The 12,306-nt window shown below is 46.7% G+C and carries 11 protein-coding genes; 2 read left to right on the top strand and 9 right to left on the bottom strand.

Annotated elements, in window-relative coordinates; translation table 11 throughout:
* The 5 genes from JF818_RS04480 to rpe all read right to left on the bottom strand — a co-directional run.
* Window positions 1-238: SMC-Scp complex subunit ScpB (locus JF818_RS04480; protein ID WP_198890774.1), on the bottom strand; the 238-nt coding region annotated here is incomplete at its 3' end.
* A gap of 14 nt (window positions 239-252) precedes the next feature.
* On the bottom strand, window positions 253-1,200 hold the full coding sequence (locus tag JF818_RS04475; protein WP_370570305.1) for a ScpA family protein: 948 nt from the start codon (window positions 1,198-1,200) through the stop codon (window positions 253-255).
* A 98-nt stretch (window positions 1,201-1,298) separates the two neighbouring features.
* On the bottom strand, window positions 1,299-2,372 hold the full coding sequence (recA, locus tag JF818_RS04470) for a recombinase RecA (RefSeq protein WP_198890773.1): 1,074 nt from the start codon (window positions 2,370-2,372) through the stop codon (window positions 1,299-1,301).
* A gap of 50 nt (window positions 2,373-2,422) precedes the next feature.
* On the bottom strand, window positions 2,423-2,863 hold the full coding sequence (gene dtd / locus JF818_RS04465; RefSeq protein ID WP_198890772.1) for a D-aminoacyl-tRNA deacylase: 441 nt from the start codon (window positions 2,861-2,863) through the stop codon (window positions 2,423-2,425).
* Complete coding sequence (gene rpe, locus JF818_RS04460; protein ID WP_198890771.1) at window positions 2,860-3,528, bottom strand: ribulose-phosphate 3-epimerase; 669 nt, start codon at window positions 3,526-3,528, stop codon at window positions 2,860-2,862. The genes dtd and rpe overlap by 4 nt, the downstream gene beginning before the upstream one ends.
* A gap of 227 nt (window positions 3,529-3,755) precedes the next feature.
* Between rpe and greA the strand changes: the two genes are divergently transcribed.
* The gene (gene greA, locus JF818_RS04455) at window positions 3,756-6,476 is read left to right on the top strand and encodes a transcription elongation factor GreA (RefSeq protein WP_198890770.1); all 2,721 of its coding nucleotides are present in this window, start codon (window positions 3,756-3,758) and stop codon (window positions 6,474-6,476) included.
* Window positions 6,477-6,539: 63 nt separating this feature from the next.
* Window positions 6,540-8,249: a glycoside hydrolase family 2 protein gene (locus JF818_RS04450; RefSeq protein WP_198890769.1), complete on the top strand. Its 1,710-nt coding sequence runs from the start codon at window positions 6,540-6,542 to the stop codon at window positions 8,247-8,249.
* Here the strand turns inward: JF818_RS04450 and murJ are convergent.
* The 4 genes from murJ to JF818_RS04430 all read right to left on the bottom strand — a co-directional run.
* Window positions 8,211-9,773 carry a murein biosynthesis integral membrane protein MurJ gene (gene murJ / locus JF818_RS04445; protein WP_198890768.1) on the bottom strand — a complete coding sequence of 521 codons (1,563 nt, stop codon included), beginning with the start codon at window positions 9,771-9,773 and terminating at the stop codon, window positions 8,211-8,213. The genes JF818_RS04450 and murJ overlap by 39 nt on opposite strands.
* On the bottom strand, window positions 9,751-10,872 hold the full coding sequence (gene tgt / locus JF818_RS04440) for a tRNA guanosine(34) transglycosylase Tgt (protein ID WP_198890767.1): 1,122 nt from the start codon (window positions 10,870-10,872) through the stop codon (window positions 9,751-9,753). Before tgt ends, murJ begins: the two co-directional genes overlap by 23 nt.
* A gap of 9 nt (window positions 10,873-10,881) precedes the next feature.
* Window positions 10,882-11,967 carry an LptF/LptG family permease gene (locus JF818_RS04435; RefSeq protein ID WP_198890766.1) on the bottom strand — a complete coding sequence of 362 codons (1,086 nt, stop codon included), beginning with the start codon at window positions 11,965-11,967 and terminating at the stop codon, window positions 10,882-10,884.
* Window positions 11,964-12,306, bottom strand: a 343-nt coding sequence (locus JF818_RS04430) for an LptF/LptG family permease (protein WP_198890765.1), incomplete at its 5' end; no start/stop codon positions are given. The genes JF818_RS04435 and JF818_RS04430, both read right to left, overlap by 4 nt.

The following is a 12,306-nucleotide window of genomic DNA, read 5'->3' as shown; positions in this document are numbered from 1 at the left end:
GGAAAGCACCTTGGCTCTCAGCAAGGTCCAGTCCATGCAGGTATTCACGGTAATGTTCCTGCAGTTCTGTAATGGCTTTTCTTGTTGTTTCCTCCGAGAGGGAGGTCATCTTGCTCAATCGTTCCAAACTAACCGGTTCGTTCTCCAAAAAGAGAATGACTTCGACCAACCGGGCCTCGGTACTCAAGAGGGGGCTTTGCTGAATCCCAGCCTTGCCCGCTTGCCTCTTCCTATCCACCACTAACGCTCCTATCACTCATCGTCGAGAATGATCTGCTCATCCTCACTCTCATCATCATACAGAAAAACGCGACCATCGTCAGTAGTTGTGCGGAGATTATCTGCATCTTCCTCAAAAAACCTCTCTTCTTCACTTTCTGAGATAGGCGCAGTGACGATTTCTTCCTCAATTTCCTCGAAATCATCATCGTACATGTGTTCAAAATCCTGTTCAAAAGCCTCATCGACCTTACGAATGAGAATTGGACCGAACGGTTCACTCTGGACGAGGGTGATCATCCTGAGTTTACAGGCATCAAGAATTGCCATGAAACTGCAGATAATATGGAGCAGTTGGTCAGCGTGGACAATAAGTTGTTCCAAGGTGATATAATCTTGAGTCTCAAACAATTCCTGCATCAAGGCAATTTTTTCATTGACCGTTACCGATTCGTAGACGTTGAACACCTTGTTTGGGGTTATGGTGGTCATAAGCCGTGAAAACGTCTTGAGCAAATCCTGCAATGACACTTCGCCAAACAGTTCCTCATCTCCGAATGGAAGACGAAACTGGCTGCTTTTCCGGGTAATGAACAATTCTGCACTGGTATTGGTTCCAGTAAGCAACTCAGAATATTTTCTGAACTTCTGGTACTCCAGCAGACGGTCAACCAGTTCTTGTCTGGGATCTTGGTACTCTTCATCGAATTCCAGTTCAACCGGGAGCAGCATCCTGCTCTTGATATACAGCAGGTCTGCTGCCATCTTGTAGAATTGCGTCAGGTCACCAAGCTCAGTCACCTTCTCTTCCTTGAGATAGCCCAAGAATTGTTCAGTGATCAGCGAGATGGGAATGTCATAGATATTGACTTCAGATTTTTGGATGAGGAACAGCAACAAGTCCAATGGACCATCGAAGGTGGGGGTATGGAAAGTTGCCCCCTTTGGCACTTGTTCTTCTTGCACTGTTTGTTCTTGCACAGCATTCCCCTCTCACCGCGAGTATACCGAACCCCTGCTGTATTGACAACACAGAGGTGGATTGTTCCACCTCTGTGCCCATCAGTACCTGTTGGGAATTACTTGCTTTCTGAAGCAGTTTCCGCTGCCTCAACAGCATCGGCTTTGGGGAACATCTTTGCCCTGAGGCGATTGTCAAGGTCAGTGGCGATATCCGGGTTGTCCTTGAGGAAGTCCAGTGTACGCTCCCTTCCCTGTCCAATCTTCTCCCCGTTATAGGAGTACCAGGAACCACTTTTCTCCAGCATGTCATACTTGAGCGCTGCATCAAGTATGCTTGCAATATAGCTGATACCTTCACCGAAAAGAAGATCCAGTTCAACTTTCTTGAATGGAGGTGATACCTTGTTCTTCACAATCTTGATTCGTACTCGGTTTCCAATGATATCATCAGCACTTTTACTGATGGATTCTATCTTGCGAACCTCGAGGCGGACAGAGGAGTAGAATTTCAGTGCATTCCCTCCAGTGGTTGTCTCGGGGTTACCGAACATGATGCCGATCTTCATACGAATCTGGTTGATGAAGATGATGGTGGTGTGACTCTTTGAAAGCAGACCGGTTAGCTTGCGCAGTGCTTGGCTCATCAGTCTTGCCTGGAGACCCATGTGGCTATCACCCATATCACCATCGATTTCTGCTTGTGGCGTAAGGGCAGCAACAGAGTCCACGACAATGATATCCACTGCCCCACTCCGTACCAGGGATTCTGCAATCTCCAGGGCCTGTTCTCCACTGTCCGGTTGGCTTATCCAGAGCTCTTCAATGTTTACACCCAGTTTCTTCGCATAACTTGGATCCATGGCATGCTCAGCATCAATGAATGCGGCAATTCCCCCAGCTTTCTGACTCTCTGCAATGGCATGAAGAGCGAGTGTGGTCTTACCACTGCTTTCAGGACCGTAGATCTCAATGACCCTACCCTTCGGGTATCCACCGATACCAAGCGCTTCATCAAGAAGCAAGGACCCGGAAGAGATGCTTTCAATGTTTCGGTTTTCCTTGTTGTCACCGAGCTTCATCAAGGACCCTTTTCCAAACTGCTTGTCAATCTGAACCCTTGCTGCTTCCAATGCTTCCCGCTTCTGCTTCTGGTCAGTGGGGAATGTCGTATCTTTACTGTTCTTTGCCATGATATGCTCCTCGAATACTCTGTAACCTTACACTATAAGCTTAATACTTTTTAATCTGCTTCAAGCAGGAGGGTGACCGGACCGTCATTGGTATAGGACACCTTCATATGCGCACCAAATTCACCTGAAGAGACTGGAAAACCCAACTGAGCAAACAACTTGAGGGATTGTTCATACAAAGCCTCAGCTTTTTGTGGTGGTGCAGCATCGTTGTAGGATGGGCGGTTTCCCTTTCGTAGATTTGCCAGCAACGTGAACTGGCTGACGACCAGGATGGACCCCTGAACGTCAGAAAGGCTCTTGTTCATTTTGCCCTGCTCGTCGGTAAAAACACGTAGCTTCACAATTTTTTCGCATAACCATGCAAGTTGAGCTTCTGTATCGTCATGTCCTATACCCAGATAAACAAGAAGGCCATGGTCGATCTGGCCGGTGATGGTTCCCTCAACGGAAACACTTGCATCCTGGACACGTTGGATGACCGCCTTCATACCTGTGCACGTTCCTTCATTGCCTGTATGAATGCAGTCCTGTCTGGAGCCCCAAAGAAGGCGCTTCCACATACAGCTATATCTGCTTTTCGCTGTGCAATCTCACCTACTGTATCCAGATTCACTCCCCCATCTACACTGATAAGGTAGTCATATCCATGTTGTCCCCTCAGTTCAGCAAGCCGTTCAATCTTCTGCAGCGTGGAAGGGATGAGACTCTGACCACCAAAGCCTGGATTCACGGTCATGACAAGTATCAAATCGACCATATCAAGAATAGGTTCAATCATGCTAACCGGTGTGGAAGGAATGAGTGATACTCCAGCCTTGCATCCACTAGCTTTTATCATCTGCAAGGTACGATGAAGATGCAGTGATGCTTCCCCATGTACCGTGATGTAGTCACTTCCGCTCTCAGCGAACAGTGAAATATACCGCTCAGGTTTATCGATCATAAGGTGTACATCAAATACCAAGTCTGAGTGAGGTCTGAGATCTTGGATGAACTTGGGACCGAAGGTGATGTTCGGGACGAACATACCGTCCATGACATCCAGATGTACCCAATCTGCTTTGCTCTCGTTGATGCTCTGCACTTCCTCAGCGGTGCGTGAGAAGTCAGCAGACAACATGCTTGGTGCGATTCGTAGTGAAGCTGTTTCCATACTCCATTTATAACAGGTAGAGAGAGGTTTTGCAACGACTGCTTCTAGGAAATACTATATATTTGTTAATATGTTTTATGCACTTTCCTTAAATCAATTGCTAGTTTTTCCAAATCGTGCTATATTATAGAAAAGTAACTATGAATGCAAAACCCGAGCAGGCTATGTCCCGGTCTGCCCGGTTTTATTTACGTCTTAGAATTGGACAAATATGTTTGGAGGAAACCATGGGATTCCAAGAGATCGAGAACTTGCTGAAAGAAGAGCAATGGACGAGAAGCACCGTAACTACCTATACAACAAGCAGCTTCCAGGAACTGGACAAGAACATCAAGGAGATGGACGAGGAACAGAAGACTGAAGCAAAGAGCTTGTGCGACACGCACCTCAGTGAGAAGGAGCGAAACAGTATCATTGCCATGTACATCAGTGGGTCCATCCAATTGGAACGCAGAGGAGCGGATGATTATCTGCAGCTGCTCAGCCTTATTGAGATGTTCATGGAAGCCAAGAAATGGAATATTGTCGAATATCTCTCACAGAAAATTCTCAGCCGAAATGAGAACAAGCATGCGCTTCGCTTGCTTGCTGATTCATATGAACAGATGGGAAAGGAAGAAGAGAAATTCCAGCTTTGGGAACGTTTGGTCAAGGTGGATTACGAAGAGGTCGAGATCGTCCGCCAACTTGCCTCACATGCAAAGCAGAAGGGAAACAAAGATAAAGCCATCTCCTTCTATAAGAAAGGTATCCACAGACTTATCAAGAGAAAGGATGTCTCCTCAGTGAGAGCAATGTTCACTGCCCTTCTTGAATTGGAAGAAGACAACTTCGGTTACTTCATCTCTGTAGCAGACCAGGTGTCTGCTGTAAGCAAGAGTACTGCAGTAGCGTTGTTGCGCGATCTTGAGAATGCAAGCAAGGATGACATTGACCATCAGATCGAATGCCAGAAACAGATGCTTGCCCTTGACCGCGAAGATACCTTTGCCAGGGAAAACCTGATCAAGAGTTACAAGACGAAATACAAGACCCATTCCAGGCTCAAGAGTTGTCTTGAGTCCAGTGCACTGACAAGCAATATAAATCGTGACATTCTCCACAGTATAGAGGATTTCGAAACAAATATTGCGTTCGACAAGGGTACATTTGTATTCCAGAACAGTACAAATCGAATCGGTAGGATCCGGTCAATTGATGAAAGTGATGTCATTGTGGATTTTGCTGGGCAGTCAAGCAAGGAAGGCAGCAGGATGTCTACCTCAATGGCTTTCAAGAGCTTGCAGGCACTTCCTAAGAGTCATATCTGGGTGCTCAAGAGTGCATTACCAAGAGAGAAACTCAGCAAGAAAGTGCAGGAGGATATTCCTTGGACACTGAAGACCTTGATGGCCAGCAATGAGGGAAGGATCAACCTGAAAGAGATGAAGAGTGAACTGGTTCCCTCCATCCTTGATGTCAAGGAGTGGACTCCTTGGCTCAATCAGGCCAAGAAGGAGTTGATGACCAACCCACTCTTCGATCTTTCCAGCAATGATGTGGATACATATCTTCTCCGCTCCACCCCTGTAAGCTATGAAGAGAAACAGCTCCAGGTATTCAGGAATGAGAAAAATATCTATGACAAGATCAAGAGCCTGAAGGATTTTATTGCTGCAAAGGGAGACGTCGAGAGTGACTTCTTCTTTGAGATGGTGAGATACTTCAGTGACCTTTTCTTCGAGGAAAATGGTGCCTTCAAGCCGATCGTGGTAGCGAATGACATTACATTCAGTTGTTATTTGCTGCTCGAGGAGTTGGTAAAACATCAGCACATGAACTTTATCAGCTATCCTGATGCACTTACCTTCGCCATGCTCTATGAGCGCTGTGATAATGTTGAGGCAACCTTTGCGGCTATCAAGGATCCTGAGCTCAAGAAAGCTTTTATTGATCATGTGGTTGAGGAAATTCCTGGCTGGGAGAAGATCCTTGCAGTCCTGTTTGACTCCTACCTCACTGGATACATTCCCGATATCTACAAGCAGAAGAAAAAGTACAGTGCCCTTGCAGGCATCTACCGCGATGCGGTGGAAAACTTCAAGGAAAAGGGGAATACCCTGATCTACCTGCTCAAGAATGGTGAGAAGAAATATTGGGAGAAAGCCGGTATTACCGCTGAACAGCTGCTCTACACTGAGTTGCAATTGCTCGACTTTACCAACCGCTGTATCGATAACAGAAAGGATGTACAGGAAAACCGCAAGAATGCAAAGACGCTTATGGGTTTCCTCTTTGATGAGCGGGCAGTCTTGAATTTTGTGGCTGAAGGCAATGAAGAGAGAGCTCAGAAGATCTACAGCCTTGTGGCAAATGTATTCAATCTTCCCGGTGGAAAGAAAATTGAGATCAAGCATGCAATCAGTGAGCAGTTCCCCTCATTCAAGTTTTTTGATGAAGTGGAGCCGATCAACAAGCAGAGCGTTGTTCCCACCGGCCTGTTCTGTACTCCAAGCAGTCTTGCTGCCAAGAAGAAGGAGATTGATCATATCCAGCATGTGGAACTGCCAGAGGTTGCCAAGGAAATTGGTGAAGCCAGGGAGTTGGGAGATCTTCGAGAGAACAGCGAATACAAGTATGGCAAGGAGAAACAGAGTCTCCTGAACAATACTTTGCGCAGACTTGCCGAAGAGGTCGATCGTGCTACAGTCATCACCAAGGACAAGGTAGACTCTTCTAAAATTGGGTTTGGCACCAAGGTGGTTATGATGGACAACATCAAAGCCGAAGAAGTGGTGTTCTCCATCATGGGACCATGGGAATCCAATCCCAATGAGAATATCATCAACCTTCTGGCCCCATTCGGTAGAGCCTTGCTCAATCATGAGGTTGGGGAGCGATTTACCTTCACCCTCAACGACCAGAACTATGACTTTACGGTCAAATCAATTTCAGTCGTTGATTTCTAGAAAAACCAAGCCCTCGGCAAGATAATTGCTGAGGGCTTTTTCACTCTGTGGTAGTATGGGTACATGCAGGAAAGGTACACCGTCAATGAACATACTGTCTTGGAAGAATACCCACGACCACAGCTGGTTCGAGGTTCCTACGAGAATCTCAATGGTTGGTGGGATTTTGCAATAGGCAACGAAGAGACCAGGCCACAATATTTCCCCCTTAGCATTCTTGTACCCTTCTCACCGGAAACAAAACTCAGTGGATTGCAAACTAAGATTACCCCAAATCTGAGACTTTGGTACCATCGTACATTAACATATACTGCCCTCTCTCCCGATTCACGACTCCTGCTTCATTTTGAGGCTGTTGATCATTCATGTGTTGTCTTCCTGAATGGTATTGAGGTTGGATCGCATCAGGGAGGATACCTCCCCTTCTCTTTCGATATCACAGATCTACTGAAGGAAGAGAACGACTTGTTGGTCAAGGTTGTTGACCCTGGAGACAGTGAGCCGATCATAAGAGGTAAACAGGCCTCCAAAGCGTCGGGAATATTCTATCAGGGGCAAAGTGGCATTCACCAGACTGTCTGGATTGAGGAAGTCCCCCGATTCTATATCAAGAACCTCATCATCACCCCTGACCTTGCACAGCACTGCTGGTATGTCCAGGTTATTCCCAATGATGGGATACATGAGGTTACCATCTCATACCTGGATGGGCATAAACAGTGCAAGGGAATGAGTAACCAACGTCTTTGTTGTCAGGTGGAGAAGGTGCATCCTTGGAGTCCTGAAGATCCATATCTCTACCCCCTCACAATACAGATGGGAAATGATATCGTAACAAGTTATGTTGGATTGCGGAGCTTTGAGGTGCAGGATGGAAGATTGTTGCTCAATGGGAAACCCTATTACCAACATGGAATCCTGGACCAAGGATACTGGCCTCATAGTCTCTATACTGCTCCAAGTGACCAAGCGATCATCGATGACTTGGTCATAGTGAAGAAATTGGGCTTCAATATGGTTCGCAAGCATGCAAAAGTAGAGAGCAGAAGATGGTACCATCACTGTGATGTGCTTGGTTTGCTGGTTTGGCAGGATATGGTAAGTGGGGGAAGGCCTCCTGTTCAACCCATTATGTCTGCACCACTCTTTGTGCCCTGTTTTATAGTGAAAGACCATCACTATCGACTGCTGGGCAGCCAGGATGCAAGATACCGAGAGATGTTTGCCACTGAGCTTACGCAGATGATAGAAACGCTCTATAACTGTGTCAGTATTGCCATGTGGGTTATCTTCAATGAGGGTTGGGGACAATTTGATGCAAAAGAAATGTATTCCCTTGTTAAAGCACTCGATTCAACGAGAACCATCGATTGTACCAGCGGCTGGTATGACCAGGGCATTGGTGAATTTTCCTCCCGCCATGTATATTTCAAGCGGTACCGCCACCAACCAGACAAACTCGGCAGAGCAATAATTCTCTCAGAATTTGGAGGTTATCTGTATCGTGTTGAAGGGCATGACGATGAAGGAGAAAAATCCTTTGGTTATAAACATCTTCATGATCGTACAGCATTCAATGATGCCTTCTTCAGGCTCTACGAGGAAGAAGTATATCCTGCCAAACAAAAAGGGCTCGCTGCTTCCGTCTATACGCAATTGACTGATGTGCAGCAGGAACTCAATGGATTGGTTACCTTTGACAGAATGGTGGTAAAGCTTGATGAGGTGGTTGCCTTACAGGTTGCTGCCTTGCTTCTTGGAACGGAAGAGTGAGAGTAGCTCCACCTTCAGCAATGCATAGGAGAGGAGCCATACCACAAGAGAGCCAAGAGCAACCAGACTAAGAATCAAGAGGTTTTTCAAGTTTGATCCACTCTGATACCAAGTCATGCCGAATGAAGCATAAAGCAAGCAGTAACCGAGAATCGGTATATTCGCGGCTACAGTACGTAGCAATCCTCGTATCAATTGTGTATCTTTTATCGGATTGTAGAGATCTCTCAGTTTGAATGACAAGAACCCCAGGAGCACTACATAGCTTATTCCATTGGCAAGAGCAAGTGATATGATCCCCCACCCCAGCGAGATGAAGATCCACATCAAAATGATATCCACAAAGTTCTGTAAGAAGGTGATCTTGGTCATCAGGGCATAGCGGTTTGCACTATAGCCAAGACGAAGCAGCATTGCATACCAACTGGTGGTTACCATGAACAACAGGAAAGGTCGAAGAGCCAATGCAGTCAGTTGTGCATCAGCAAGCGTGTAATTGCCGGTCTGCAGTACCACACTGACACTCTCCTGGCTAAGGAAGAAAAGAATAATTCCACTGGGAAGCAGGAGACTGGTTAGTTGAACAATACCAAGACGGGTATGTTTTTGCATCTCTTGCATCTGGCCCAGAGCATAGGAGCGACTGAGCAAGGGCAGGCTTACTGCACTGATTGCGTTGAAAAAGACCCCGTAAGGCGTCTGGTAAAAGATTGTTGCATTTGCGAAGGCTGTTACACTCCCTTCGCTCAAGGTGGATGCAAAGTGATAGGTCACCAACTGTGTGAGAACCTGCATCCCCATGCCGAGCACAACCAAGGACCATGCCCCAATGACAGGTTTCAGGGGTGTATCTGCCTGCCTTATAGCTGGTTTCAGCCGATAGCCATAGCGTCTGAGCATAAGGTAGGAGTAGGAACCTTGCAGCAGTCCTCCAACCAGAGTAGCCCAAGCCATACTCATTGCCCCAAGGTAAGGAGTGAGATACTGTACCCCAAAAATAACAGAGAGAGAGAAAAGCAAAGGGGACAGATAGGCATGGAGGAAGTTGTGATGAGATTGCAATACACCATTGAAGATTGCCGCCATGCTGATGGCTGCCAGATAGACCATGAAGAAAGGAAGTAGTTTTGCTCCCAAGGCAACCTGGGCACTGTCAAAGTCACTGATAAGAGAGATGAACTCTTCACCAAAGAAATAGGAGAGCAATACCAAGGGTATAAGAAGAATGGTCTGGTAGGTGCAAAGCAAGCTGAAGAGATGAAGTGAGCTCCGCTTCTTCCCTAATCCAAGTAGGCTGGAGAAAGCAGGAATGAGAGCTGAGTTGACGGCCCCTTCAGCAAAGAGTTTTCGGAAATTGTTGGGGATGTTGAATGTGAAGTTAATCACATCAGCCACCCCACTCGCTCCAAAGACCGAGGAGAGTACACGAGCTTTCACAATCCCGAGCAGCCTGCTTGCAATCGTGCAGAGCATGATGGCAAAACTGCTTTTGGCTGTCTTGCTACTTTGCGTAGAATCTTGCAAGGTATTCCCTTTTAAAGGAAGCAAATCGATTTTCCCTGATAGCCTGGCGGACACGTTCCATCAGTCGGTAGAAGTAGGTCAGGTTGTGTTCCGTGGCCAGCATGCCTCCAAGCATCTCGCCTGTCTTGATAAGATGATGCATGTACGCACGGCTATACTGTGTACATGCCCTGCAGGTACAGCCCTCCTCAAGTGGGCCATGATCGAATTTATGGATTGCCTTCTTGAGTGTAATGACACCGTCATCGGTAAATATGCCACCATTACGTGCCATACGGGTTGCAAGGACGCAATCGAACATATCAATACCGTTTTCCACTGCTTCCAAAATATAGTCTGGACTGCCGATACCCATGACGTACCTTGGTTTCTCCTTGGTTACCAATTCAGCAGTATAACCAAGATAGTGTGAGAACTGTTCTCTACTCTCACCTACCGAGAGCCCACCGATGGCAATCCCAGGAAAATCCATCTCATTGAAAAATTCGGCACTCTGCTTTCGCAGGTCCTCATAGAAGTTGCCCTGGACTATGCCAAATAGGTTTCCCTTGAACTCCTCTCCCAGCTTCTGGCGATGTTCAATGGCTCGTTTAGCCCAAGCATGGGTGATATTCATCGCCTCAGTGGCCGCTCGATGATTGATGTCAGGTGGAGTGCAAACATCAAGACACATGGCAATGTCACTGCCGATTACTTTCTGTGTATCCACTACATTCTCAGGCGTGAAGATATGTTTTGAACCGTCTATATGACTTTGGAAGGTTACGCCCTTGTCTCCAATTTTCCTGAGCCCTGAGAGGCTGAAGACCTGGAAACCACCACTATCGGTGAGCAAATTTCCATCCCAGTGTGAGAAATTATGCAGTCCACCAAACTGGGAAAGCACCTCAAGCCCTGGTTTGAGATAGAGATGGTAGGTGTTGCCAAGGATAAGCTTGTATCCGATTTTCTTGACATCCTCGTGGAACATTGCTTTCACTGTTCCCTTGGTGCCTACAGGCATGAATACCGGTGTCTCCACTTCTCCGTGGCCAAGTGAAAGGATACCCAGGCGAGCCTTGCTGCTGGTATCCTGATGGATAGTTCGAAATATTGCCATACAAATCCCCTAACGTAATACGGCTCTTTCTGCCAATGCAATGCATACTATCACAATCATCGGGATTGCCATACCCCAGATGGGAGCGATAACACTCTGTTTTGCCATGATAATGGTGACCATCTGTACCACGAAGTATATCACGGCAATGGAGAGGCTGGTAATGATGCTGAAAAGCAGTACGTTCTTCTTGTACCTGTAGCTGATGGTGCAGGCAATGAACAACAGGATAAGTGGATTGAGGTGCTCAAGCAAACGCTTGGTGAAATCAGTGGCAAGCTCAGGATATCTCGAGGGATCGAGTACTTGCATACGCCTCAGGTAATCGACAGCTGTTGTAAGCTCCATGGTGGTGATGTCATTGCTCAGATTTCTAAAATAGGAAGGAGCGAGGGTGAACTCATCAAGTCTCAATTCCCCTACTTCACTTGAATCAACGACCAAGCCATCCCCATCAATCTGTTGGAATCTGACTCGCTCCATCCTCCACGTTTCTCTTTCTTCTTCCCAAAAGGCCCAAGCTGCGTCCACCCTTGCCTTCATTGCCCCTTCATCATCAAGCAAGACCAAGAGTACCTGGGCCAGTCGCTTCTGCTCATCACTATACTGTTTTGCATGCACTACATAATTGCCATCTGGGTCCCGCAGGGTGATATTTCTATTGTCATAGGTACTGCGTAATCCGAACAGCTCATCCTGTTTCATCTCACGAGTCCTCTGTGCCGGTATGAAGACATACTCTCCAAAACCAAATTCCAGAAGACTGAACAGAATTCCAAGTACGAGGATGGGGGTGATAATCCTACGATAACTCAGCCCGCTTCCCAGCAAGCAGATATACTCATTATTGGCTTGCAATTGTGAGAGGAAATAAGTGGCTGAGAACAAGAGCGATGGACCAAGTGCAAAGAGTACAGCTTGGGGGGTATATAGCAACGTCAATGTAAGGATGGTTAATGGTTTTACCTCATTCGTAAGATACCCATCAAGATTGCTGAATAAGTCAACACTGAGCAGCATAAGGGTACATAACACCAAGGCAAGAGTTGCTACTATAGTGACTGAACGGGCAACGTAGCGGTCATGCAGCTTCATAGACGCCTCGCAAACAGCATGATCAGGATGCCGGTGAAGAACATCAGCATGTTGGGTATCCAGATCAGGAATCCTGGGTTTATGGGGAACTTGAAAATCTGCATTTGTGAGAAGAAAAGAAGATACCAGTAAAGTACCGCTACCAGCATTGACATACCAAATCCAATAAGGCGGCCATGCTTTACCTTGAAGAATGAGAGCGAAAAGGTAAGAAAAACCAACATGAAGCAAGCAGCACTGAGCGCAAACTTCTTATGGAGTTCCGCCCTGTAGTACTGGTAGTAGAAGTTTATGGGGGTTTTCTCCTCAAGTTCCTTCACCTCCTGTTCAGCCTCCTCA

The organism is Sphaerochaeta sp. S2 (assembly GCF_016406725.1).
In the GTDB taxonomy this organism is placed as follows: domain Bacteria; phylum Spirochaetota; class Spirochaetia; order Sphaerochaetales; family Sphaerochaetaceae; genus Sphaerochaeta.
The sequence above is the reverse complement of the archived record's forward strand: the minus strand, read 5'-3'. Positions and strand labels throughout refer to the sequence as shown.